This is a genomic window from Streptomyces sp. NPDC045022 (assembly GCF_056432605.1).
Genome location: NZ_JBWKIR010000024.1, coordinates 42,711 through 67,637, shown reverse-complemented (window position 1 = coordinate 67,637; position 24,927 = coordinate 42,711). Strand labels below are relative to the sequence as shown.

Annotated in this window: 20 protein-coding genes; 7 read left to right on the top strand and 13 right to left on the bottom strand. The window is 72.0% G+C overall.

Annotation, left to right across the window (positions count from 1 at the left end):
• Positions 1 to 108: 108 nt before the first annotated feature.
• The 10 genes from AC07C1_RS31955 to rsmH form a co-directional block, all read right to left on the bottom strand.
• On the bottom strand, positions 109 to 903 hold the full coding sequence (locus AC07C1_RS31955; protein ID WP_478944681.1) for a cell division protein FtsQ/DivIB: 795 nt from the start codon (positions 901 to 903) through the stop codon (positions 109 to 111).
• A gap of 26 nt (positions 904 to 929) precedes the next feature.
• A complete protein-coding gene (gene murG, locus AC07C1_RS31950; RefSeq protein WP_478944679.1) occupies positions 930 to 2,018 on the bottom strand; it encodes an undecaprenyldiphospho-muramoylpentapeptide beta-N-acetylglucosaminyltransferase in 1,089 nt (362 codons plus the stop codon).
• A gap of 6 nt (positions 2,019 to 2,024) precedes the next feature.
• Positions 2,025 to 3,386: a putative lipid II flippase FtsW gene (gene ftsW, locus AC07C1_RS31945; RefSeq protein WP_478944677.1), complete on the bottom strand. Its 1,362-nt coding sequence runs from the start codon at positions 3,384 to 3,386 to the stop codon at positions 2,025 to 2,027.
• Positions 3,387 to 3,454: 68 nt separating this feature from the next.
• Positions 3,455 to 4,888 carry a UDP-N-acetylmuramoyl-L-alanine--D-glutamate ligase gene (murD, locus tag AC07C1_RS31940; RefSeq protein ID WP_478944675.1) on the bottom strand — a complete coding sequence of 478 codons (1,434 nt, stop codon included), beginning with the start codon at positions 4,886 to 4,888 and terminating at the stop codon, positions 3,455 to 3,457.
• The gene (gene mraY / locus AC07C1_RS31935; protein WP_478944673.1) at positions 4,870 to 5,943 is read right to left on the bottom strand and encodes a phospho-N-acetylmuramoyl-pentapeptide-transferase; all 1,074 of its coding nucleotides are present in this window, start codon (positions 5,941 to 5,943) and stop codon (positions 4,870 to 4,872) included. The genes murD and mraY overlap by 19 nt, the downstream gene beginning before the upstream one ends.
• Complete coding sequence (locus tag AC07C1_RS31930) at positions 5,940 to 7,346, bottom strand: UDP-N-acetylmuramoyl-tripeptide--D-alanyl-D-alanine ligase (protein ID WP_478944671.1); 1,407 nt, start codon at positions 7,344 to 7,346, stop codon at positions 5,940 to 5,942. The genes mraY and AC07C1_RS31930 overlap by 4 nt, the downstream gene beginning before the upstream one ends.
• Before the next feature lie 4 nt (positions 7,347 to 7,350).
• Entirely contained in the window at positions 7,351 to 8,871 is a 1,521-nt protein-coding gene (locus AC07C1_RS31925; protein ID WP_478944669.1) for a UDP-N-acetylmuramoyl-L-alanyl-D-glutamate--2,6-diaminopimelate ligase, read from the bottom strand.
• A gap of 178 nt (positions 8,872 to 9,049) precedes the next feature.
• On the bottom strand, positions 9,050 to 11,014 hold the full coding sequence (locus AC07C1_RS31920) for a peptidoglycan D,D-transpeptidase FtsI family protein (RefSeq protein WP_478944667.1): 1,965 nt from the start codon (positions 11,012 to 11,014) through the stop codon (positions 9,050 to 9,052).
• 5 nt (positions 11,015 to 11,019) lie between these two features.
• Positions 11,020 to 11,604: a cell division protein FtsL gene (ftsL, locus tag AC07C1_RS31915; protein WP_478944744.1), complete on the bottom strand. Its 585-nt coding sequence runs from the start codon at positions 11,602 to 11,604 to the stop codon at positions 11,020 to 11,022.
• A 132-nt stretch (positions 11,605 to 11,736) separates the two neighbouring features.
• Positions 11,737 to 12,693: a 16S rRNA (cytosine(1402)-N(4))-methyltransferase RsmH gene (gene rsmH, locus AC07C1_RS31910; RefSeq protein ID WP_478944665.1), complete on the bottom strand. Its 957-nt coding sequence runs from the start codon at positions 12,691 to 12,693 to the stop codon at positions 11,737 to 11,739.
• A gap of 386 nt (positions 12,694 to 13,079) precedes the next feature.
• Between rsmH and AC07C1_RS31905 the strand changes: the two genes are divergently transcribed.
• From AC07C1_RS31905 to AC07C1_RS31890, 4 genes are all read left to right on the top strand, one after another.
• Positions 13,080 to 13,625, top strand: a complete 546-nt coding sequence (locus tag AC07C1_RS31905; protein ID WP_478944664.1) for a beta-class carbonic anhydrase — start codon at positions 13,080 to 13,082, stop codon at positions 13,623 to 13,625.
• Between the two features lie 264 nt (positions 13,626 to 13,889).
• The gene (locus AC07C1_RS31900; protein ID WP_478944662.1) at positions 13,890 to 14,966 is read left to right on the top strand and encodes an AAA family ATPase; all 1,077 of its coding nucleotides are present in this window, start codon (positions 13,890 to 13,892) and stop codon (positions 14,964 to 14,966) included.
• Positions 14,966 to 16,327 (top strand): DUF58 domain-containing protein, encoded by a 1,362-nt coding sequence (locus tag AC07C1_RS31895; protein ID WP_478944660.1) that lies wholly within the window; start codon positions 14,966 to 14,968, stop codon positions 16,325 to 16,327. Before AC07C1_RS31900 ends, AC07C1_RS31895 begins: the two co-directional genes overlap by 1 nt.
• Positions 16,324 to 18,708, top strand: a complete 2,385-nt coding sequence (locus AC07C1_RS31890; protein WP_478944658.1) for a transglutaminase TgpA family protein — start codon at positions 16,324 to 16,326, stop codon at positions 18,706 to 18,708. The genes AC07C1_RS31895 and AC07C1_RS31890 overlap by 4 nt, the downstream gene beginning before the upstream one ends.
• 122 nt (positions 18,709 to 18,830) lie before the next feature.
• On the opposite strand, the gene AC07C1_RS31885 is transcribed toward AC07C1_RS31890, so the two are convergent.
• From AC07C1_RS31885 to AC07C1_RS31875, 3 genes are all read right to left on the bottom strand, one after another.
• Positions 18,831 to 19,214 (bottom strand): DUF3040 domain-containing protein, encoded by a 384-nt coding sequence (locus AC07C1_RS31885; protein ID WP_478944656.1) that lies wholly within the window; start codon positions 19,212 to 19,214, stop codon positions 18,831 to 18,833.
• Positions 19,215 to 19,491: 277 nt separating this feature from the next.
• Complete coding sequence (locus AC07C1_RS31880) at positions 19,492 to 20,262, bottom strand: methyltransferase (protein WP_478944654.1); 771 nt, start codon at positions 20,260 to 20,262, stop codon at positions 19,492 to 19,494.
• A 125-nt stretch (positions 20,263 to 20,387) separates the two neighbouring features.
• On the bottom strand, positions 20,388 to 20,972 hold the full coding sequence (locus AC07C1_RS31875; RefSeq protein ID WP_478944652.1) for an SAV_6107 family HEPN domain-containing protein: 585 nt from the start codon (positions 20,970 to 20,972) through the stop codon (positions 20,388 to 20,390).
• 162 nt (positions 20,973 to 21,134) lie between these two features.
• Here AC07C1_RS31875 and AC07C1_RS31870 point away from each other — a divergent pair, with 162 nt between their 5' ends.
• Genes AC07C1_RS31870 through AC07C1_RS31860 form a run of 3 tightly spaced genes read left to right on the top strand, consistent with a single transcriptional unit; the run spans position 21,135 to position 24,722 of the window.
• A complete protein-coding gene (locus AC07C1_RS31870; protein ID WP_478944650.1) occupies positions 21,135 to 21,989 on the top strand; it encodes an ATP-binding cassette domain-containing protein in 855 nt (284 codons plus the stop codon).
• Positions 21,961 to 24,045, top strand: coding sequence for a YhgE/Pip family protein (locus tag AC07C1_RS31865; RefSeq protein WP_478944649.1), 2,085 nt, complete (start codon positions 21,961 to 21,963; stop codon positions 24,043 to 24,045). Before AC07C1_RS31870 ends, AC07C1_RS31865 begins: the two co-directional genes overlap by 29 nt.
• Before the next feature lie 47 nt (positions 24,046 to 24,092).
• Positions 24,093 to 24,722 carry a TetR/AcrR family transcriptional regulator gene (locus AC07C1_RS31860; RefSeq protein ID WP_478944647.1) on the top strand — a complete coding sequence of 210 codons (630 nt, stop codon included), beginning with the start codon at positions 24,093 to 24,095 and terminating at the stop codon, positions 24,720 to 24,722.
• Positions 24,723 to 24,927: the final 205 nt, after the last annotated feature.

Below are 24,927 nucleotides of genomic sequence, written 5' to 3'. Positions count from 1 at the left end.
CAAGTGGCGCCCGTTCAACGAACACGCCGAACCTCCCGTTTTTCTTTTCACCCTATGTGATCAGCCATAGCAGTGCCCAACCAGGGTGCTGGCCTGCGCTGATGTGCGTCAACTCCCTGATGACGCAGGGGCGGTGGGAACACTGACATCGAAGTGCCGCGCGCCGGGAGCTGCTTTCATGAGAGCTGTGAGGGTCCGTGCCTTGGCGCGGCCGTTCTCACCACTGCCCCACCCGACCGTGCGGCCGCCGCCCAACTCCAGCGAGATGTCGTCGTAGGAGTGGACTTGGACGGTCCGGGTGTCGCGCGCGACGGCGGCGGGCAGGGCGCCGGCGACCCGGACGGCCTCGCGCACCAGCCGTTCGGCGCCGAAGCGCCGGAAACCGGCCGCACCGGAACCCGTGCGGGAGACGGACAATTCCAGCGCCGGAACGCCTTTCGGCGCCTGCGAAACCGTGGCGAAACGGACACCTTCGTCGTCGACTTCCACGAAGTTCCCGCCCTTTCGGACCAGCAGAACCGGGGTGCGCTCGGTCACTTTCAGGCCGATGCCATGGGGCCAGGAACGGACCACGTCAACGGTGTCAATTCGGGGCAATTTTCGGCGAAGTCGCGCTTCAATGGCATCCGTGTCGACGGAAATCATCTGTGCCCCGACGGGCGCGGCCGCCGCCTCGCGCACCTGCGCGGGGGTGAGCACGAGCGTGCCCGACACCGAGACGTGCTCGACGCGCAGCCATCTGGAGCCGTACAACACCCAGGTGCCACCGGCACCGAGAAGCACGGCCGCCAGAGCCAGGATGATGATCACACGAAGGCGCGATCTGCCGAGCCCGCGGACGGGCGGCGGGCCGGACGACTCCTGCTGGCGTTCACCGCGCTCGGCGGTCGTCGGTCCGGCCACGCTCACTGCCCTTTCGTCATACGGTCCTATCGGCGCGAGGCGATCGCCTCGTACACCATGCCGACGAGCAGTTCGTCGGCGTCCCGGCGCCCGAACTCGCCGGCCGCGCGGGACATCTCGTACAGCCGGTGCGGGTCGGCGAGCACGGGCAGGACGTTCTGCTGCACCCACTCGGGCGTCAGTTCCGCGTCGTCGACGAGGAGCCCGCCACCGGCCTTGACCACCGGCTGGGCGTTCAGCCGCTGTTCGCCGTTGCCGATGGGCAGCGGGACATAGGCGGCCGGGAGCCCGACGGCGGAGAGTTCGGCGACGGTCATCGCGCCCGCGCGGCAGAGCATCATGTCGGCCGCGGCGTACGCGAGGTCCATCCGGTCCAGGTAACTTACCGGGATGTAGGGGGGCATTCCCGGCATCTGGTGAACTTGCGGCAGTTCGTTCTTCGGGCCGACCGCGTGCAGGATCTGGATGCCGGCCTGCTGCAGCCAGGGGGCGACCTGCTGGATCACCTCGTTGAGGCGGCGGGCTCCCTGCGAGCCGCCGGTGACCAGCAGCGTGGGCAGATTGGGGTCGAGCCCGAAGGCGGCACGGGCCTCGGGGCGCATGGCCGCCCGGTCCAGGGTGGCGATGGAGCGGCGCAGCGGGATGCCGATGTAGCGGGCGTCACGCAGCTTGCTGTCCGGGGTGGAGACGGCCACCCGGGCCGCGTACCGCGAACCGATCTTGTTGGCCAGGCCGGGGCGGGCGTTGGCCTCGTGGATGACGATGGGCACGCCGAGGCGCTTGGCGGCCAGGTAGCCGGGCAGGGCGACGTAACCGCCGAAGCCGACCACGCAGTCGGCCTTGGTGCGCTCCAGGATCTGCTCGGCGGCCTTGATGGTGCCGCGCAGCCGGCCCGGGACGGTGATCAGCTCGGGGGTGGGCTTGCGCGGCAGTGGCACCGCCGGGATCAGGGCCAGCTCGTAGCCGCGCTCCGGGACGAGCCGGGTCTCCAGGCCGCGTTCCGTGCCCAGGGCCGTGATCCCCACGGTGGGGTCCTGCCTGCGCAGGGCGTCCGCGAGGGCGAGCGCGGGCTCGATGTGGCCCGCGGTTCCCCCGCCGGCGAGTACGACATGCACCGAAATTCACCGCTCTCCGGACGAACGCGCCGCCGAGGCGCGCCGTCGCATCGTGTTCCATCTCCGAGGCCCCCGCTCGGCACCGGAGCCTCCCGCCCGCTTTCTACCAAAGCGAGGTTGCCGCATCGCAAGCGCCGCCCGCGCAGCGGGCTCGTCGCGCGCGAAGGCGATCAGCAGCCCGATGGCGAACATGGTCGGCAGCAGGGCGGACCCTCCGTAGGAGAACAGCGGGAGCGGGACGCCGGCGATCGGCAGCAGGCCGAGCACCGCACCGATGTTGATCACCGCCTGGGCGGTGATCCAGGTGGTCACGCCTCCCGCGGCATACCTCACGAAGGGGTCCTCCGTGCGTCCGGCCACGCGGATACCCGCATAGCCTAGAGCCGCGAACAGGGCGAGCACCGACAGCGTCCCCGCCAGACCCAGTTCCTCACCGGTGACGGCGAAGATGAAGTCGGTGTGGGCTTCGGGGAGTTGGCCCCATTTTTCCACACTCGCGCCGAGACCGGATCCGAACAGTCCGCCGGAGGCCAGGGCGTAGATTCCGTGCACGGCCTGCCAGCAGTCGGCGACTCCGGACTTGGGCTCGGTGGCGCCGATGCAGGCGAGACGGGCCATCCGGTTGGGGCTGGTCTTGATGAGGATCACACCGATCAGCCCGGCGACCGACAGCACGCCGGCGAACAGCCGGGTCGGCGCCCCCGCGAGCCACAGCAGGCCGAAGAGGATCGCTGTGAGAATGATCGCGGTTCCCATGTCGCCGCCGAGCATGATCAGCCCGAGCAGCAGGAAGGTGACCGGCACCAGCGGCACCAGCATGTGCTTCCACTGGGTCAGCAGCTTCCTCTCGTGCTTGCGGGCGATCAGGTCCGCGCCCCACAGCACCAGGGCGAGCTTGCCGAACTCGCTGGGCTGGATCTGGAAGGAGCCGCCGAGGGAGATCCAGTTCTGGTTGCCGTTGACCGCCATCCCTATCCCGGGCACCTGTACCAGGACCATCAGGAAGACGGCGCCGGCGAGGATCGGGTAGGCCAGCGCCCGGTGCAGCTTCACCGGCATGCGGGAGGCGACGAACAGCAGTGCGCCGCCGATGAGCGCGGCGAGGAACTGCTTGCGGAAGAAGTACGACCCGGGCAGCGACAGCTGCAGCGCGGTGATCTGGGAGGCCGAGTAGACCATCACCAGACCCAGCACGGTGATCAGCACGCTGCCGCCGACGATCAGGTAGTAGGCGGTCAGCGGCCGGTCCCAGGCCCTGCGCGCGCGCGTGCAGAACCGCTGGACGGGGTTCTCGCGCGGCGTGCGGGGGACGGTGGGACGGCGGGACGCCCGCTGTACGGGCGGCCGGCCGGTACGGCTACCGGGCATCGGCGCCTCCACTGAACGTCGACCGTCCCACGCGTCCCTCCCAAGATCCGCCCGGCAGGCGGCCGGGGTCAGGCTCCGAGTTCGCGGACCGCCGCCGCGAAGGCGTCACCGCGCTGGTTGTAGTTGGTGAACATGTCCATGGAGGCACAGGCCGGGGCCAGCAGCACCGTGTCGCCGGGCTGAGCCAGCCGCTTCGCTTCCGTCACCGCCTGGAGCATCGCCCCAGTGTCGGTCCGGTCGAGGTCGACCACGGGTACTTCCGGGGCGTGTCGCGCGAGGGCCTCGCGGATCAGTGCCCGGTCGGCGCCGATCAGGACGGCACCGCGAAGTCGCTTTGCCGACTTGGCGACCAGCTCGTCGAAGGCCGCCCCCTTCGCCAGACCGCCCGCAATCCATACGATCGGTTCATATGCCGCCAACGACGCTTCCGCGGCGTGGGTGTTGGTCGCCTTGGAGTCGTCGATGTACGCGACGCCGTCGATGTCGGCGACGTGCGCGATGCGGTGCGCGTCGGGACGGAAGGCCCTGAGCCCGTCGCGTACGGCCGTGGCGGGCACCCCGAAGGCGCGCGCGAGGGCCGCCGCGGCAAGGGCGTTGGCGATGTTGTGCGGGGCCGGCGGGTTGACGTCGGCGACCTCGGCCAGCTCCTGCGCGTTCTTGTGCCGGTCCGCCACGAAGGCGCGGTCGACCAGGATGCCCTCCACGACGCCGACTTGGGAGGGCGCGGGCGTGCCGAGGGTGAACCCGACGGCGCGGCAGCCCTCCTCGACGTCGGCCTGGCGCACCAGCTCCTCGGTGAGCTTGTCGGCCACGTTGTAGACGCAGGCGACCCGGTTGCCTTCGTAGATACGGCCCTTGTCGGCGGCGTAGGCCTCCATGGAGCCGTGCCAGTCGAGATGGTCCGGGGCGAGGTTCAGCACCGCCGCGGAGTGGGCGCGCAGGGAGGGCGCCCAGTGGAGCTGGTAGCTGGACAGCTCCACGGCGAGCACGTCGTACCGCTCCTCGCCGAGGACCGCGTCCAGCAGGGAGACGCCGATGTTGCCGACGGCGGCCGTGCGCAGGCCCGCCGCCTTCAGGATCGAGGCCAGCATCTGGACGGTCGTGGTCTTGCCGTTGGTGCCCGTCACGGCCAGCCAGGGGGCCGCGTCGGGCCCCCGCAGGCGCCAGGCCAGCTCGACGTCGCCCCAGACCGGCACGCCGGCCTTCTCCGCGGCCAGGAACAGCGGCTTGTCGGGCTTCCAGCCGGGCGCGGTGACGATCAGCTCGGTGCCCTCCGGCAAAGTCGCGCCGTCGCCGAGGCGCACGGTGACGCCGAGCGCCTGGAGCTCCGCGGCCTGCTCACGCGCGCGTGCGTCGTCGCCGTCGTTGACGACCGTGACGATCGCCCCGCGCGCGTGCAGCACCCTGGCCGCCGGGACGCCGGAGACGCCGAGCCCGGCGACGGTGACGCGCTTGCCCTGGAATTCCGCTGGCCCCGAGGAGGTCACTTGTCCGCTGCCCATCCCGCGTAGAAGAGGCCCAGTCCGACGATCACACAGATGCCCTGGATGATCCAGAATCGGACCACCACCAGGACCTCGGACCAGCCCTTGAGTTCGAAGTGGTGCTGGAGTGGTGCCATCCGGAAGACGCGCCTGCCGGTGAGCCGGAACGAGCCCACCTGGATGACCACCGACATGGTGATGAGGACGAACAGGCCGCCCATGATGGCCACCAGCAGCTCCGTGCGGGAGAGGATGGCCAGACCCGTGAGGACGCCGCCGAGGGCGAGCGAACCGGTGTCACCCATGAAGATCTTCGCCGGCGAGGTGTTCCACCACAGGAAGCCCAGGCAGGCACCCATCAGCGCGGAGGCGATCACGGCGAGGTCGAGCGGGTCGCGCACCTCGTAACAGGCGCCCGGGTTGGTGAGGGTCTGCGCGTTGGCGCAGGACTCCTGGAACTGCCAGACGCCGATGAACGTGTAGGCGCCGAAGACGAGGACCGAGGCGCCGGTGGCGAGGCCGTCCAGACCGTCGGTCAGGTTCACGCCGTTCGACATCGCGAGGATCATGAACAGCGCCCAGAGGACGAACAGCACCGGGCCGATCGACCAGCCGAAGTCGGTGATGAACGACAGCTTCGTGGACGCCGGGGTGTTGCCGCGCGCGTCGGAGAACATCAGCGACAGCACGGCGAAGGCGATGCCGACGATCAGCTGGCCGGCCATCTTCGCCTTGGCCCGCAGGCCCAGCGACCGCCGCTTGACGATCTTGATGTAGTCGTCGAGGAAGCCGACCAGGCCCATGCCGGCCATCAGGCCGAGGACCAGCAGTCCGGAGTAGGTCGGGGGGAAGCCGGTGATGAGCTTGCTCAGGAAGTACGCGGCGATCGTCGCCAGGATGAAGGCGATACCGCCCATGGTGGGCGTACCGCGCTTGCTGGCGTGCTCGCGCGGGCCGTCGTCACGGATGTACTGACCGTAGCCCTTGCGGGCGAGAAGCTTGATCAGCAGCGGGGTTCCGACGAGCGTCAGGAAGAGGCCGATGACGCCCGAGAACAGGATCTGCTTCATCATCGGGCATCGACCCCACCCTCGGCACCGGCCTCGACGAGCGCCTGGGCAACGCTCTCCAGCCCCACCGAACGGGACGCCTTCACGAGTACGACGTCCCCCGGGCGCAACTCGCTGCGCAACAGGTCGATCGCCGCCTGTGCGTCGGACACGTGCACCGACTCCTCACCCCACGAACCCTCGTTATATGCGCCCAGTTGCAGCCAGGAGGCCTCAATCCCCCCGACGGCGACGAGCTTGCTGACGTTGAGCCGGACGGCGAGCCGTCCGACGGCGTCGTGCTCGGCGAGCGCCTCGTCCCCCAGCTCGGCCATCTTGCCGAGCACCGCCCACGTGCGGCGCCCCTTGCCCATGGCCGCGAGCGCCCTGAGGGCGGCCCGCATGGACTCGGGGTTGGCGTTGTAGGCGTCGTTGACGATGGTCACGCCGTCCGGGCGCTCGGTGACCTCCATGCGCCAGCGGGAGAGGGAGCCCGCCTCGGAGAGCGCGGTGGCGATCTCAGCTACGGACATGCCCAGCTCATGGGCGACGGCGGCCGCGGCGAGCGCGTTCGACACGTGGTGCTCACCGTACAGGCGCATCGTCACATCGCTTGCACCGGAGGGTGTGTGAAGCCTGAAGGCGGGCTGTCCGCTGTCCGTGAGTCGCACGTTCTCGGCGCGTACGTCCGCTTCGGCCGACTCTCCGAAAAGGACCACCTTCGCCTTGGTACGGGCGGCCATGGCCCGCACCAGCGGGTCGTCGGCGTTGAGGATCGCCGCGCCGTCCTCCGGAAGGGCCTCCACCAGTTCGCCCTTGGCCTGCGCGATCTGCTCGCGGCCGCCGAACTCGCCGATGTGGGCGGTGCCGACGTTGAGGACGAGACCGATCTTCGGCGGGGTGAGGTCGGCGAGGTAGCGGATGTGGCCGATGCCGCGGGCGCCCATCTCCAGCACGAGGAACCTCGTCTCCTCGGTGGCGGTCAGGGCGGTCAGCGGCAGCCCGATCTCGTTGTTGAGCGAGCCGGGTGTGAAGACGGTCGGCGCCTTGCGCCGGAGCACCTGGGCGATCAGGTCCTTGGTGCTGGTCTTGCCGGCCGATCCGGTCAGGGCGACGAGGGTCGCGCCGAGCCGGCGTACGACGTGCCGGGCGAGGGCGCCGAGGGCCGTCTGGACGTCTTCGACGACGATCGCGGGTACACCGACCGGCCGGGAGGCCAGCACGGCCACGGCGCCGGCCTCGACGACCCGCGGCGCGTAGTCGTGGCCGTCCACGCGCTCGCCGACGAAGGCGGCGAACAGGCTGCCGGGCACCACCTCGCGGGAGTCCCGGACGACCGGTCCCGTGACCTGCACGGAGGGATCCGGTATGTCGTGCGTCTGCCCGCCGACGACTGCTGCGATCTCGGCGAGGGAGAGGGCGATCACAAGTTCATCCCTGGGTCTGCTGGATAGCTTCGCGAAGCACCTGGCGGTCGTCGAAGGGACGGATCACGCCGGCGATGTCCTGGCCCTGCTCGTGGCCCTTGCCCGCGACCAGCACGGTGTCACCGGGCTGCGCGCGGCCGACCGCGGCGGCGATCGCCGCGGCCCGGTCCTCGAAGAGGAGCACCTCGCCGCGCTCGTGCGCGGGCACGGAGGCCGCGCCCTGGAGCATGGTCGCGAGGATCGCCAGGGGATCCTCGGAGCGGGGGTTGTCGGAGGTCAGTACGGCCGAGTCGGCGAGCCGGGCCGCGGCGGCGCCCATCGGGGCGCGCTTGGTCTGGTCGCGGTCGCCGCCGCAGCCGAGGACGATGTGCAGGCGGCCCTTGGTGACCTTGCGCAGCGCCTTCAGGACCGACTCGACCGCGTCGGTCTTGTGGGCGTAGTCGACGACCGCGAGGTAGGGCTGCCCGGCGTCGACGCGCTCCAGGCGGCCGGGGACGCCGGGGACGGCGGCGATGCCGTCGGCGGCGGCCTGCGGGTCGAGACCGGCCGCGGCGAGGGCGACGACGGCGGCGAGGGTGTTCGCCACGTTGAAGGGGCCCGGCAGCGGCGACTTGGCGTGGATGCGCTCGCCGTTCGGGCCGACGACGGTGAACGTCGAGTCCATCGGGCCGACCTGGACGTCCTCGGCGCGCCAGTCGGCGTCGGGGTGGCCCTCGGCGGAGAAGGTGACGACCGGCACGGTCACCTCCTTCGCGAGCCGGCGGCCGTACTCGTCGTCGGCGTTGACCACGCCGAGTTTGCTGCGCTTGGGGGTGAACAGCTGCGCCTTGGCCCGGAAGTAGTCCTCCATGTCGGAGTGGAACTCCATGTGTTCCGGGCTGAGGTTGGTGAACACGGCGATGTCGAAGACGCAGCCGTCGACCCGGCCGAGGACCAGGGCGTGGCTGGACACCTCCATGGCGACCGCCTCGACGCCGCGTTCGCGCATGACGGCGAACAGGGCCTGCAGGTCGGTGGCCTCGGGGGTGGTGCGCTCGGACTTGATGCGCTCCTCGCCGATGCGCATCTCCACCGTGCCGATCAGCCCGGTGGACCTGGCCGTCTTCAGGCCGCCCTCGACCAGGTAGGCGGTGGTGGTCTTGCCGGAGGTGCCGGTGATGCCGAGCTGGAGCAGGTCGCGGCCCGGCAGGCCGTAGATCGTGGCCGCCAGTTCACCCATCCGCGCGCGCGGGTCACCGACGACCAGGACGGGCAGTCCGGTCGCGGCGGCGCGCTCGGCGCCCGTCGGGTCGGTGAGCACGGCGACCGCGCCGAGGCCCGCGGCCTGGGTGACGAAGTCGGCGCCGTGCAGGCGGGCGCCCGGCAGGGCGGCGTACAGGTCGCCGGGGCGGACGGCGCGCGAGTCGTGGGTGATCCCCGTGAGCTCGGCGGAGCCGGCCGGAGCGGCGGTACCCAGCTGATCGGCCAGTTCCGCGAGGGGTGTGGCGGAGACCTGAACCGGTCGCGGCGGTCCCGGATATGTCACGGAAGCGCCCTTCTGGGTGGTTTGGGACTGATCAGCGTGTGGCACGGCGGTGAGCGTACCGGGCGTACCCGCTCCGGAGCGAAGTGAGGGGCTGGGGGCGCCTTGGTTCCCGGGATCCGGGGTGATCGTTGTCACGAGTTCGTCCTGGTGGTCGTTCCGCGGTGCTGGGCGGTGCTGATCAGGGCTTGTAGGTCACGGGCAGGTTGGCGGCCTTCGCCCCGGTCGGCGGGACCTGGAGGGTCTTCAGGGCGAACTCCATCACCTGCTTGTAGATGGGGCCACAGATCTGACCGCCGAAGTAGCTGCCGGCGGTGGCGTTCTGGATGGCGCAGTAGACGGTGATACGGGGGTTGTCCGCGGGCGCGAAGCCGGCGAACGACGAGGTGTAGCCGCGGTACCTGCCGGTGGCCGGATCCACACGGTTGGCCGTGCCGGTCTTGCCCGCGACCCGGTACCCGGGAATGCGGGCCTTGATGCCGGTGCCCTGCTCGTCGTCCACGACGGACTCCAGCATCCGGGCGAGCGCCTTGGCGGTCTTCTCGCTGACCACCCGGGTCTCCTTGGGCTTCGGGGCCGGGGTGAAGCGCCCGTCGGCGCCCTTGCTGCCGCGTACCAGGGTCGGCTCGACCCGGACGCCGCCGTTGGCGATGGTCGAGTACACGGACGCGGCCTGCATGGCGTTGATGGAGAAGCCCTGGCCGAAAGGAATCGTGTACTGCTGCGAGGTGGACCACTTCTGCGGCGGCGCGAGGATGCCGCGGGTCTCGCCGGGGAAACCGAGCCCGGTGTAGTCGCCGATGCCGAACCTGCGCAGGTACGAGTAGAGGACCTTGTTGGCCTCGGGCTGCGTCTTGCCGAGTTCGCCGGCGGCCAGGACGGTACCGATGTTGCTGGACTTGGCGAGCACGCCGTTGAGCGTGAGGTACCAGGTGGCGTGGTCGATGTCGTCCTGGAAGAGCCGGTCGCCGCGGTGCAGCCGGTTGGGCACGACGACGTGGGTGGCGGGGGTGGCCACGTTCCGCTCCAGAATGGCCGCCATCGACATCACCTTCGCCGTGGACCCGGGCTCGTAGGCGTCCTGGAGGGCCGCGTTGCCCATGGCGTCGCCGTCGGCCTTCGCCAGGTTGTTGGGGTCGAAGCCGGGCGAGTTGGCCATGGCCAGGATCTGGCCGGTGCGGGTGTCCTGGACGATGACGTAACCGCGGTCCGCCTTGGACCTCTTCACCTGCTCGCTGATCGCGTTCTGCGCGGCCCACTGGATGTCGCGGTCGATGGTGAGTTCGACGTCGGAGCCGGGCACGGCGGGCGTCGCCGTGGACCCTGCCGTCGGCACCTGACGGCCGCCGGCCTGGGCGTAGCGGACCTTGCCGTCCTTGCCCGTGAGCTGCTTGTTCAGCTGCTGCTCGATACCGCCGCCGCCCTGGCCGTCGGCGTTGACCCAGCCCAGTATCCCGGCGGCCAGGTCGCCGTTGGGGTACACGCGCTGGCTGCTGGGGTCGGCGAAGACGCCGGCGAGGACGTTGACGGTGGAGTGGTCCGTCTCCGCCTTCTTGGCGAGCGCGCTCTTGAGGTCCCTGATCTGCTTCCAGAGCTGGGGGGTCTGCCGGTTGGCGAGCCGGGCGTAGCGGGAGTTCCTGTTGTCCGGCCGGAGCTTTCTGACTAGCGCGGCCTGGTCCTGGCCGAGGATCGGCGCGAGCAGCGCCGCGGCCCGCTCGGGGCCGTCGGAGACCTTCAGCTGCTTGGCGTCGAACATCGTCGGGTCGGCCGTGATGTCGTACGCGTCCTCGCTGATCGCGAGGGCCACGCCGTCGCGGTCGGTGATCCCGCCGCGCTCGGCGGCCACGGTGTGCACCACGTAGCGGTTCTGCTCCGCCCGTGCCGCGTAGGCGCTGGCGTCGACGGCCTGCACCTGGAGCAGTCGTACGACGAAGGCGAGCAGCACCAGGGTCAGGGCGAGGCTGACCAGACGCAGCCGGGGCCGGGGGCTGCCGAGCCGGAGGGGCGGCGGGGGCATGGGCCGGGCGCCGCTCGGCCGGCGGGCCGGGCGGGCACCGGGGCCGGGCTGCCGCCGGACGGCGCCCCTCGGACGGGGAGGCTTCGCGGGGCCGGGCACGCGGCGGCGCGGCGGTTCCCTGTCGGACACTTCCGTCACCTGCCGGGAGTCGGGGTGGAGGCGGGGGCGGGCTGCAGGGTGGAGAGCGGTGCCACCGCCTCCGCCGGGGTGGTGGTCGTCTCGGCCGGGGCCGAGGCGACGGGCGTGGGGGTGGCGGGGGGCTGCGCCGGCGGGACCACCGAGGGGGCCGCGGCGGGGCCGCCGGCCGGAACGGCGGCCTCCGGGGCGACCGGGTCGGCGAGGGAGGCGGGCTCGGGGCTCGCGGGGCCCGGTACGCCCTGCACGGTGCCGTCGGGGCCGAGGAAGGCCGGGTCACCGCCGGGGACCATGCCCAGCTCGTGGGCGCGGCGCTGCAGGGCGTCGGGGGACGAGTAGGCGTCGATGTCCCGCTGGAGGGCCTGTTCCTGGTCGGTGAGGTTCTTCGTCTGCTTCTGCAGGTCGGCGAGTTCGAACGAGCCTTCGCTGAGCGCCGAGTTCAGCACCAGGAGCCCGATGAGGCCGCCGCCCAGGAGCAGGACGACGAGCAGGACGAACGGAGTGCGGGCCGCCTTGGCGCGGCCGGCCGGGATGAGCCGGACGAGCCGGGCCGCCCTTCCCCTCAGCTCGGGTTTCCCGCTCAGCCCCGCTTTCCCGCCCGGCCCGGATTTGCCGCCCGGTCCGGGTGCGCCGCTCTGCTCGGGTTTCCTGCTCGGTCCGGGTTTCCTACTCACCGCTCCCCCACTGAGTTGGGGAATCCAACCGACCCGTCACGCTCACTCGGCGTCCTCCCTGATCCGCTCGGCACCGCGCAGCCGGGCCGGTGCGGCCCGGCGGTTCTCGGCGACCTCTTCCTCGGTGGGAAGTTCGGCACCGCGGGTGAGCAGCTTGAGCCGCGGCTGGTAGCGCTCGGGCACGACCGGCAGCCCGGCCGGCGCGGTGGACGCCGCGCCGGCCGCGAACACCTGCTTGACCAGACGGTCCTCGAGCGAGTGGTACGACAGCACGGCGATGCGCCCGCCGACGCCGAGGGCCCGCACGGCGGCCGGGATGGCCCGCTCCAGGACGGACAGTTCGCCGTTGACCTCGATGCGCAGCGCCTGGAAGGTGCGCTTGGCCGGGTTGCCGCCGGTGCGCTTGGCGGCCTGCGGCAAGGCGTCCCGGATCAGCTCCACGAGCCGGGCGCTGTTGCTGAAGGGCTCCTTCTCGCGCTCGCGGACGATCGCGGAGACGATCCGCTTGGCCTGCTTCTCCTCCCCGTAGGCGCGCAGGATGCGCACGAGTTCGCCCGCGGGGTAGGTGTTGAGCACCTCGGCGGCGCTGACGCCGGTCGTCTGGTCCATGCGCATGTCCAGGGGCGCGTCCTGCGCGTAGGCGAAGCCACGGCCGGCCTCGTCGAGCTGCATGGAGGAGACACCGAGGTCGAACAGCACGCCCTGGACGCGCGCGATGCCGAGCCGGCTCAGCACCTCGGGAAGCTCGTCGTACACGGCGTGCACGAGGGTCGCGCGGTCCTGGTACGGCTCCAGCCGCTCGCCGGACAGGCGCAGCGCCTCCTTGTCCCGGTCGAGGCCGATCAGCCGCGCCTCGGGGAAGCGGCTCAGCAGCGCCTCGCTGTGGCCGCCGAGGCCGAGGGTGCAGTCGACGACCACCGCTCCCGGCCGTTCCAGGGCGGGCGCCAGCAGGTCCAGGCACCGCTGGAGCATCACCGGGACGTGTCGACTCTGGCTCAAGGGGGCCTCTCAGGATCCGGCGCGGACCGTACGCACCGCCGGGTCCCCGCCCGCTCATGAACGAAAGGCCTGCCGGCGCCGGAAGCGTCAGCCGACCGGGAGCGGGAGGAGGCCGAGCCGTACGTACGCGCCGCGCACGTGAGGAGACGGTCCGGACGGGTGCCGGGGTCTCCGGGGATTTCACCAGCAGGGAGCGCCGCGCCTCCCGCTTCGCGTCACTTTAGTCCACCCTGTCTCGCGGTCAACCAACCGGCCTGCGCGTCGCCCGACGGAGCGGTGCCGGCGGTCCCCCGTGCGTGTGGAGTCGCTCACAACAAGCCACGATGGCCTTCTTTGTCCGCTCTCACAGCAGGACCGGAACGCGGATGACCAGTACGGTCTTGGGTATGACGACTTCTGCAGCAGCTCCCACCGGGCGCGAAGGCGCTATAGCAGACGGCACCGTCACGGACCGTCTCGTCGACGCCAACGAGCGCTACGCCGCCGCGTTCAGCGATCCGGGTATGGACGCCCGGCCCGTCCTGCGCGTCGCGGTCGTGGCCTGCATGGACGCCCGTCTCGACCTGCACAAGGCACTCGGCCTGCAGCTCGGCGACTGTCACACGATCCGCAACGCGGGTGGAGTCGTCACCGACGACGTGATCCGCTCGCTGACCATCAGCCAGCGGGCGCTCGGCACCCGCAGCGTCGTACTGATCCACCACACCGGGTGCGGCATGGAATCCATCACCGAGGACTTCCGGCACGACCTGGAGCTGGAGGTCGGCCAGCGCCCCGCCTGGGCCGTGGAGGCCTTCCGGGACGTCGACCAGGACGTGCGGCAGTCGATGCAGCGCGTGCGCACCTCGCCGTTCCTGCTGCACACCGAAGACGTGCGCGGTTTCGTCTTCGACGTCAAGACCGGCCGTCTGCGCGAGATCGACCCCGCCTGACCGGGCTCGCCGGCCCGCCGCGAACACCCCCGCGCCGCGCAGGCTTTTGAGCCGCACGGCATCCGGAACGGCAGTCGAAATGCCGTAAGACCGACATCGTGCGGGCAGTTGTCCACAGTCGAGTGACACGAATCGGTAACGGCAGCAAGAATGCGGGGTGTGGCATCACGCGGAACTGTTTCCGCGTGATGTCCGTGTTTCGGGGTGGGCCGGTTTCGCATCGCAGCGTGTCGGCCCGGAAAGAACGGGGCCGAGGAGGGCCGGGTGTCGACCTATGACGATCCAGCGAGCCATGGGGGCGCCGTCGCCCGGGAGTATGCGCGGGTGGGGGATGATCTGACCGCCACGGTGGAGCGGGTGCGCGGTTCGGTGGAGAGCGTGATCGAGGGCAAGCCCGAGGTCGTCCGGCTCGCGCTGACCGTCCTGCTCGCCGAGGGCCACCTGCTGATCGAGGACGTCCCCGGGGTGGGCAAGACGATGCTGGCCAAGGCACTGGCCCGGTCCATCGACTGCTCGGTGCGGCGCATCCAGTTCACCCCCGACCTGCTGCCCTCGGACATCACGGGTGTGTCCATCTGGGACCAGCAGCGCCGGGACTTCGAGTTCAAGCCTGGCGCCATCTTCGCGCAGATCGTGATCGGCGACGAGATCAACCGCGCCTCGCCCAAGACCCAGTCCGCGCTGCTGGAGTCCATGGAGGAGCGGCAGGTCACCATCGACGGGCAGACCTACGAACTGCCCAGCCCGTTCATGGTGGTGGCCACGCAGAACCCGGTCGAGATGGAGGGCACGTACCCGCTGCCCGAGGCCCAGCGCGACCGCTTCATGGCCCGCGTCTCCGTCGGCTATCCGAGCGTCGAGGCCGAGCTGCGGATGCTCGACGTCCACGGTGGGGTCAGCCCGCTGGAGGACCTGCAGCCGGTGGCCCACGCGCACGAGATCGTGAAGCTCGTCGAGGCGGTGCGCGGCGTGCACGTCTCCGAGGCGGTCCGGCGGTACGCGGTCGAGCTGGTCGCGGCCACGCGCAGTCACCCCGACCTCAGACTGGGCGCTTCCCCGCGCGCGACGCTGCATCTGCTGCGCGCGGCGAAGGCGTCCGCGGCCCTCGCCGGCCGGGAGTACGCGCTGCCGGACGACGTGCAGGCCCTCGCCGCCGCCGTCCTCGCCCACCGCCTGCTGCCCACCGCCCAGGCCCAGCTCAACCGCCGTACGGCCGAACAGGTGGTGCTGGAGATCCTGCACCACACCCCGGTGCCCGCGACGCCCGGGCAGCAGAGCGGCTTCGGCGGGCTCGGCCGGAGCGTGCCGGCGTATCCCCAGCAGCCCCCGCGGAGTATGTGATGAGCGCCGGGGGGACGGGGCAGGCGGAGGCCGACCCCGGGGAGGCGGGCGGCGTCCGTACGGCCCTGGCGGGGCTCACCACCCGCGGCCGCTCCTTCCTGGCGGCCGGTATCGCCGCCGCGATCTGTGCGTACGTGCTGGGCCAGAGCGATCTGCTGCGGGTCGGTCTGCTGCTGGCCGCACTGCCGCTGATCTGCGCGACCGTGCTGTACCGCACGCGCTACCGGGTGGCCGCCGGCCGCCGGCTCTCCCCCGCGCGCGTGCCGGCCGGCAGCGAGGCCCGGGTGCACCTGCGCATGGACAACGTCTCCCGGCTGCCCACCGGTCTGCTGATGCTCCAGGACCGGGTGCCCTACGTCCTGGGGCCGCGGCCCCGGTTCGTGCTGGACCGGGTGGAGCCGGGCGGCCGCCGCGAGGTGTCCTACCGGGTCCGCTCCGACCTGCGGGGCCGCTATCCGCTGGGCCCGTTGCAGCTGCGGCTCACGGACCCCTTCGGGATGTGCGAACTGACCCGGTCCTTCTCCACGTACGACACGCTGACCGTCATCCCGCGCGTGGAGCCGCTGGCACCGGTCCGCTTCAGCGGCGAGGCCAAGGGCTACGGCGACGGGCGGCAGCGCTCGCTGGCCTTCGCGGGCGAGGACGACGTGATCCCGCGCGGGTACCGCTACGGCGACGACCTGCGCCGGGTGCACTGGCGATCCACCGCGCGCCACGGCGAGCTGATGGTGCGCCGCGAGGAACAGCCCCGGCGCTCCCGCTGCACCGTGCTGCTGGACACCCGGGGCGGCGCCTACGAGGGCGCGGGCCCGGAGTCGGCCTTCGAGTGGGCCGTCGCGGGCACCGCGTCGGTCCTGGTGCACATGCTCGAACGCGGTTTCTCGGTGCGCCTGCTGACGGACGGTGGCACCTCGGTGCCCGGCGAGGGCGCCGACGGGTTCGCGGGCGCCGGGCAGGAGACCGCGGACGCGGCCGGGCTGATGATGGACACCCTCGCGGTGATCGACCACTCCGACGGCGAAGGCCTGTCCCGGGCGTACGACGTGCTGCGCGGCGGCAACGAGGGGCTGCTGATCGCCTTCCTCGGCGACCTGGACGAGGAACAGGCCGCGACGGTCGCCAAGATGAGCCGGCGCAGCGGCGGTGCCGTCGCCTTCGTACTGGATCCCGGCACCTGGGTGCGGGAGACGACCGACGTGCCGCGGCCGGGCGACCGGCACGCGGAGCGGCTGCGCATACTGCGCGAGGCGGGCTGGACGGCGCTGAGCGTGCCGCGCGGCGCCTCGCTGGACGAACTGTGGCGGCAGGCGGACCGGGAACGTTCGGGGCTGGCCGCCGTGAGCGGGGAGGCACGGGGATGAGCGGGCGGGCACGACTGGCCCTGTGCGCCGCCGCGGCCACGCTGATGGCCTCGTGCGCGCTGCTGCCCCTGGTGGCCGAGCCGACCTGGCTGCTGCTGCTGGTCCCGTTGGTGGCCGTGCAGAGCGGGGTGGGCGCGGCGGCCCGGCGGGTGCCGCTGGGCCGGCCGCTGACGGTTGCGGCGCAGGCGCTGGTCACCCTGATGCTGCTGACCCTGGTCTTCGCCCGGGAGCAGGCGATCATCGGGCTGATCCCCGGCCCGGACACCTTCCGGTACCTCGCCGACCTGCTCCAGCAGGGCTCGGACGACGTCAGCCGGTACGCGACACCGGCGCCGCTCACCGACGGCATCAAGCTGATGCTGATCGGCGGCGCGCTGCTGATCGGCCTGCTGGTGGACACGCTCGCGGTGACCTTCCGCAGCGCGGCCCCGGCCGGACTGCCCCTGCTCGCGCTGTACTCGGTGGCCGCGGGGCTGTCCGACGGCGGGGCGGACTGGCTGTGGTTCCTGGTGGCGGCGGCCGGCTATCTGATGCTGCTGCTCGCGGAGGGCCGGGACCGGCTGGCCCAGTGGGGCCGCGTCTTCGGCGGTGCGTCCCGCTCCCCGGGCTCCTCCGAGCCCGGCGTCGCGGCCCCCGTGCGCACCGGGCGCCGGATCGGCGCGGTCGCGCTGGGGGTGGCGCTGGTGGTGCCGCTGGCCCTGCCCGCGATGCGGGGCGGGCTGCTGGACGCCGCCGGCGCCGGTGTGGGGGTGGGCAACGGCCACGGGGGCACGATCTCGGCGGTCAACCCGCTGGTGTCACTGCGCGACAGCCTGAACACGGACGACGACCGGCAGGTGCTGTCCCTCAGGACCAGCACCGCCGACATCTCGGACCTGTATCTGCGGATCGTCTCCCTGGACGACTTCGACGGCACCACCTGGAAGCCGGCCCAGCGGCACATCGTCGGGGTGCCGGATGTGCTGCCCACGCCCATCGGCCTGGGCACGGACGTCAAGCGCGGCAAGGTCAGGACGACGGTCACGGCGGCGGACTGGTACGCCCAGGACTGGCTGCCGATGCCCTATCCGCCGAGCGACGTGAAGGTCTCCGGCCGCTGGCGGTACGAGCCCGTCGGCATGTCGCTCGTCGGCGACCACGGCCAGAACACGCGCGGTGAGACCTACCAGGTGACCAGCCTGGACGTGCGGCCGACCGCGGAGCAGCTGGCCTCCGCGCCGGAGCCGCCGGCGGCCCTGCGTCGTGAGTACACCCGGGTGCCGTCCTCGCTGCCGAAGGTGGTGGCCCGCACCGCCCATGAGATCACCTCGGGTGCGACGAGCCATTACGAGGAAGCCGTCAAGCTTCAGGACTACTTCGCCGTCAACGGCGGCTTCGCGTACGACACCCAGGTGGAGGTCGGCCGCGGTCCGAACGCCATCGCCAACTTCCTGAAGAAGAAGCAGGGTTTCTGCGTCCACTTCTCCTTCACCATGGCGGCGATGGCCCGCACCCTCGGCATCCCGGCCCGGGTCGCGGTGGGCTTCGCGCCCGGCACCCCGCAGGCCGACGGCACGGTGGCGGTGAATCAGAAGGACGCGCACGCCTGGCCGGAGCTGTACTTCGAGGGTGTGGGCTGGACCCGCTTCGAGCCGACCCCGACCCGCGGCACCACGCCGTCGTACACCCGGTCGGACAAGCCCGGCACCTCGCTGCCGGACCAGGACCTGCCGTCCAGGAACGCGTCCTCGGCGCCCTCGGCGGCGGCCTCGCCGAGCGAGAGCTGCACGAGCGAGCTGCGCAAGCTGCAGGCCTGCGACAGCCCGTCGGCCGCGGCGGCCCCGCACGACGGGGGCGGCGGTACGGGGCCGTGGTGGTACGTGCTGATCGGGCTGGCCGTGCTGGTGGTGTCGGCCGTTCCCCTGTCGCCGCTGTTGTGGCGGACGCGGGTGCGCTCGCTGCGGCTGGGCGCGCACCCGCGGACCGCGGAGGGCACGGCGGCGCACACCCTGGCCGTCTGGCAGGAGCTGACGGACAGCGCCTGGGACCACGGCATCCCGCCGGACGAGTCGCTGACCCCGCGCAGGGCGGCCGCCCGGATCGTCCGGCTCGGGCATCTGGATCCGGCTGCCGGAGCCGCGGTGCACCGGGTGGCGGACGCGGTGGAGCAGGTGCTGTACGCGCCGCGGCCGCGGCCGGCCGCCGGTGCGGCGCAGGACGTGCGCCGGGTGATCGAGGCGCTGCACGGCACGGTCGGCACCAGGACGCGGCTGCGGGCGCGATTCCTGCCCCGCTCGGTCGTGCGCGTGCTGTGGGCGGCGTGGGCCCGCTGGTCGGCGCTCACGGCCCGGGCCGCAGCGGTCCGGCCGACGCCACGACGGCCGTCGGGGCAGCAGGGCTAGCGGCTGGAGGCTGGGACCGTGTGCCGGACCGGACAGGTCCGGCATACGGGTGAGGGGTGACCACCGGTCGGTGGTCACCCCTCACGGAGTTCTGCTGCTGTCGGCGGAGAACCGCGGCCCGGTCAGTGGCCCTGTTCGTCCCGGCGGCGCTGCCAGCGCTGCTCGATCCGGTCCATCACGGAGCGCTTCGGCCGTGCCTGGCGGCGAGCGCCGCCCGCGGGCTGTTCACCGGGCTTGGGGGCCTTCCGCCAGCCGGTGACGGCGAGTACGGCGCAGCCCAGCATGACGAGGAAACCCACCACGCTGACCCAGATCAGCTGCGCGACCATTCCGGCCATGAGGAGCGCGATACCGACGAGGAAGCCTGCGACCGCCTGGTAGACCCGCCGCCGGGTGTACGTACGCAGCCCGCTTCCCTCGAGCGCCGACGCGAACTTGGGATCTTCGGCGTACAGCGCTCGCTCCATCTGCTCGAGCATGCGCTGCTCGTGCTCCGAGAGCGGCACGGAGTCCTCCTCATCGTGCAGTCGCCGGGGCGACCCGGGGGGTCCCTTCAGGATAGGCAGGGAATCGCCCCCGTGAAACCCGCCCCTCTACGCCAATCGGCCAGCCGGAATCCGTCATGGCCGTCCCAGCTCGCTGAGGCTTCCATTCCCCGGCGGCCGACCCGTCATGCCGGGTGGTGCACCTCGATCATACGGCGCAAACCCCTCGATCGGGGGGCTTGTGGCGTACTCCATCCGCTGCCGAGCCCCTGATCAGCGGCTGGTCCCGGCCGTGCGCTCACACCTCGGCGGCACCGGGGGTCTCGCCGAGCACATGCAGCTGGGTGGCGACGGCGTGGAACGCGGGCACCTCGGCCGCCGCGGCCTCCAGCTTCAGCAGCGCGTCGAGAGCGCCGGGCTCGGTGTCCACCAGGACGCCGGGCACGAGGTCGGCGAAGACCCGCACGCCGTGCACGGCGCCGACCCGCAGACCCGCGCCCTCGACCAGCGCGGTGAGCTGCTCGGCGGTGAAGCGGCGCGGCATCGGGTCGCCGCTGCCCCAGCGGCCGTCGGGGTCCTCGAGGGCCTGACCGGCCTCCTTGAAGTGGCCGGCGAGGGCGCGGGCGAGCACGGCGCCGCCGAGACCCGCCGCGAGCAGGCTGAGGACGCCTTCGGAGCGCAGCGCGGCGACGGCGTTGCGGACGCCCTCGGCCGGGTCGTCCACGTACTCCAGGACGCCGTGGCACAGCACGGCGTCGTAACCGCCGCGCTCGACCACGTCGAACAGGCCGTGGGCGTCGCCCTGGACACCCCGGACCCGGTCGGCGACGCCGGCCTCGGCGGCGCGGCGCTCCAGCGCGAAGAGCGCGTTGGGACTGGGGTCGACCACGGTGACGCGGTGGCCGAGGCGGGCGACGGGCACGGCGAAGTTGCCGCTGCCGCCTCCGGTGTCGAGGACGTCCAGCGAGTCCCGCCCCGTGGCCTTGACCCGGCGGTCGAGGGCGTCCTGGAGGACCTCCCAGACCACGGCGGTACGGAGAGAGGCGCGGGGGCGCATCGGGTCCGACACGGCAGTTGACTCCTCGGCAGGGCTGGAAGGCTGAAGGCCACTCCACCCTATTGCCTCCGGTGCCCTGCCGGCCCACCGCGCCCGACTACGGCGGTGTCCGTCTCGCACGGCGGACGAACCGGTGGTCAGCCCGCGTCCGGGAGGTCGCCGCGCGTTCCCGGGCCGTCCGGTTCGCCGGTGTCCCGGCGGGGCTGGGGCAGGACCGGCTGGAGGACGAGCATCCGCTCCACGATGCGCAGGAACATCGCCACGTCCCGTATCAGGTCGTCGGCGTCCCGCCGGCTCGCCGCCCCCTGGATGCCCGCCTCGGCCCGGGCCCGGCGGGCGGCACCGGAGGCGAACAGCGCGCTCCACTCGGTCAGCTCGGGGGCGACCTCGGGCAGCACTTCCCAGGCGCTGCGGATCCGGGCCCGGCGGCGGGGTGAGGTCTCGGGGCGGCCCCGGCCGGCGAGCACGGCGGCGGCGGTACGCAGGGCGGCGAGGTGGGCCGTCGCATAGCGCTCGTTGGGCGTGTCCAGGACGGTGGCCTCCTCCAGGCCGGCCCGGGCCTGGGCGAGCAGGTCGAGGACGGCGGGCGGGGCCGTGGCCCGGCGGAGCACGGGGTGCACGTCGCTCGCCGGGCCGGTCAGTGAGGGGGCGGGGCCGGTCAGTGAGGGGGCAGGGCCGGTGGCGCGGCGCCGACGGGCGGCGGCTGCGGACGAGTTGGCCATGACGAACCTCCTGTCGTCTGGGTGACGGCACGGGTGCCGTATGTGCCCATCGTGAGGTATGGCACTGACAATCCGTTCTGACCTGGCCTTTTGCCTCGATCGTAGGTTCGGGCGTACTTTTGTACTGACCAGTCAGTTCAAATATGTCAGGCAGGGGGGCTTGTGGACGGCGTGGACGTCACGGCCGAAGGCCTCGGACTCAAGGGGCCACGGGGGTGGGCCTTCCGTGGCATCACCCTCGACGCGGAGCCCGGCTCACTGATCGCGATCGAGGGACCGTCCGGCTCCGGCCGTACGTGTCTGCTGCTCGCGCTCACGGGACGGATGAAGCCCACCGAAGGAGTGGCCGCGGTGGGCGAGTTCAAACTTCCCCGGCACATGGCGGCCGTGCGCCGGATCGGCGCAGTGGCCAACGTGGCCGGCGTGACCGATCTGGAGCCGGCCCTGACCGTGGGCGAGCATCTGCGCGAACGGGCCCTGCTGCAGCGCAGGTTCGGCGACTCCCTGCGCGAGGTGCTGCGGCCTCGCGTCCAGCCCACGCACGAGGCGCGACTGCGGATCGACGCGGCCCTGGCCGCCGCCGGACTGGACCTCGAAACGCTGCCCAAGGGCTCGCGGACGGCCGTGCGCGATCTGGAGCGGCTCCAGGAGCTGCGCCTGTCCGTGGCCCTGGCCCTCGTGGGCCGGCCCCGGCTGGTCGGTGTGGACGACATCGACATGAAGCTGTCGGACGCCGAACGTGCCGAGGTCTGGGACCTGTTGCGCTCCCTCACGCGCGCGGGGACGACGGTCCTGGCCGTGTGCCGCACCGCTGTCGAGGGCTGTGTGACCGTGCCGACGGAACGGCCGGACGCCGGCCGGAGGAACACCCGGCAGCCGGACGCCGAGCAGAAGGGCGCCGAGCAGGAGGGCGCCGAGGCCGACGCCACAGCCGAGGCCGGCACCGAGGCGGACATCGATCCGGCCGATCGGAAGGAGGGTGCCGGCGATGCGCTCACCGAGGCTGGCCGCGCTTGAGCTGAGGCGTTTCGGGCGCGGGAAGCTGCCACGCGCCGCCCTGGTCGCACTCCTCGTGCTGCCCCTGCTCTACGGCGCCCTGTACCTGTGGTCGTTCTGGGACCCGTACGGGCGGCTGGACCGCATCCCGGTGGCCCTGGTGAACGACGACAAGGGGGCCACGGCGGCCGGGAAGAAGGTCGCCGCCGGTGACGACATCGTCGACGGACTGCGCGACAGCCGGACCTTCGAGTGGCACGAGGTGAGCGACGAAGAGGCCCGCAAGGGTGTCGAGGACGGCACCTACTACCTGTCGCTGACCATGCCGGCCGACTTCAGCAGCCGGATCGCGTCCAGTTCGGGCGACTCCCCCGAGACCGGTGCCCTCCGGGTGCGCACCAACGACGCGAACAACTACATCGTCGGCCAGATCTCCCGCACCGTCTTCAACGAGGTGCGCTCGGCCGCGTCCACGAAGGCCTCCCGGACCTTCCTGGACAAGATCTTCGTGTCCTTCTCCGGCATCCACGACAAGACCGTCACGGCCGCCGGGGGCGCCGACAAACTGAACAACGGCATCGGGAAGGCGGAGAAGGGCTCCAAGGACCTCGCCGACGGGCTGAAGGACGCCAAAAGTGGCAGCGGCAAGCTGGCCAAGGGCCTGAAGAAGCTCGACAAGGGCGCCGGTGACCTGCAGGACGGTTCACGGCAGGTCGCCGACGGCACCCAGCGGCTCGCCGACAAGGTCAACGGCGTCTACGCCGAGGCGGGCCCGTTCCTGAAGACCGACGAGAAGACCATCGGGGACACCGCCCGGCTGGTCGCCGACTCGGCCAAGGCGGTCCAGGACAACCTCGACGTCCTGGTGAAGCGCGCGCCGGGCGCCGCCAAGGCCGCCCACGCGTCCTCCGCCGTCCTGGACGAGGTCTACCGGGCACGCTGCGAGACCGCGACCGTCCCCGACCCGGCCTGCCCGGCACTGAAGCGGGCCAAAACTGCCGCCGCCGACGTGGCCACCGTCGCCGACGACCTCAACACGCTGATCGCGGACCAGGACGGCGACCTGAAGACGATGCGGGACAACCTCGGCACGCTGCGGAAGCAGGCCTTGGCCCTCGAAAAGCGCGCACCGCACCTCTCGGAGGACGTCGACGACGCCGTCAAGAAGATCAACAAGCTGAACGCCGGGGCGCACAAGGTCGCCACCGGAGCCGAGAAGCTGCACACCGGCCTCGGTACCGCCCGCACCGGCGCGGTGAAGCTGGACAAGGGCATCGGCACCGCCGAGTCGGGCGCCCAGACCCTGAACGGCGGCCTGTACAAACTCTCCGACGGCTCCGGGAAGCTGGCCGGCGGACTGCACGACGGCGCCAGGAAGATCCCCGACTACGACAAGCAGGACCGCGACCAGCGCACCGGAGTGATGGCCGACCCGGTCCAGCTGGCCTCCCACGACCTGCACAAGGCACCGAACTACGGCACCGGGTTCGCCCCGTACTTCATTCCGCTGTCCCTGTGGGTGGGCGCGATGGTGGCCTACATGCTGATCCCGCCGCTCAACCGGCGCGCTCTGGCGGCCGGTTCCCCGGCCTGGCGGATCGCGCTGGCCGGCTGGCTGCCGGTGGTCGCGGTGGGCGTGCTGCAGGTGGCCGCCCTGATGGCCGTACTGCACTGGGCGATCGGCCTGCAGATGCTGCGCGCGGCCGGCACGATCGGCTTCCTGTTCCTGGTCACGGCGTGTTTCGGGGCGATCGTGCAGTGGCTGAACGCCCGCTTCGGCGCGGCCGGCCGGATCCTGGTCCTCGCCCTGCTCATGCTCCAGCTGACCTCGGCGGGCGGCACGTACCCGGTGCAGACCAGTCCGGGCTTCTTCAGCGCGATCCACCCGTTCCTGCCGATGAGCTACATCGTGGAGGCGTTGCGCCGGCTGATCACGGGCGGCGGCCTCGGCCCGGTATGGCAGGCGTGCGTGGTGCTCACCGCGTTCACCGCGGGCGCCCTGGCGCTGACCGCCCTCACGGCCCGGCGCCGCCAGGTGTGGACGCTGGACCGGCTGCACCCCGAGCTGAGCCTGTGATCCCCGCGGAGACCCGGCACGCGCGCGTACCTGTGAGAATCGGGGCCATGGAAAGCACCAGCGCCCGGTCCGGCGGCAGCACGCGCCGCGAGGCCACCCGGCAGAAGCTCTACGAGGCGGCCGTCACGCTCATCGCCGAGCAGGGCTTCTCCGCGACCACGGTGGACGAGATCGCCGAGCGGGCCGGCGTCGCGAAGGGCACGGTCTACTACAACTTCGCGAGCAAGTCGGTTCTCTTCGAGGAGTTGCTGAGGCACGGCGTGGGCCTGCTCACCGCATCCCTGCGGGAGGCGGCCGAGGGGACGGCGCGGGCGGGCGGCAGCAAGGTGGACGCGCTGGACGCGATGATCCGCGCGGGCCTGGTCTTCATCGACCGCTACCCGGCCTTCACCCAGCTGTATGTGGCCGAGCTGTGGCGCACCAACCGGGCCTGGCAGTCCACCTTGATGGTGGTCCGGCAGGAGGCCGTCGCGGTGGTCGAGGGGGTGCTGCGCGAGGGCGTGGCAGCCGGCGAGTTCAGCGACGAGATCGATGTCCAGCTGTCGGCGGCCGCGCTGGTCGGCATGGTCCTGGTGGCCGCGCTGGACTGGAAGTCCTTCCAGCCGGAGCGCTCCCTGGACGACGTCCACGCGGCGCTGTCCCGGCTGCTCCAGGGCCGGGTCAGCGGCAGGGTCTGAGCCCCGGTGCGAGCGCACGGGGAAGGGCGCCGGTCCGCTGCCGGACCGGCGCCTTCCTTTCCCCCGTGCCTCCCCCGGGACCCCCGTGTCTCGCTTCCGCCGACGGATCGGCGGAAGGAGCGGCCGGTGGGCGGGCGCCGTTCCGCCGCCCCGTGTCGGCGGTGCCGGGCACGCCCCCTGCCGTGCCTCCACTCTCCCGTCTCGG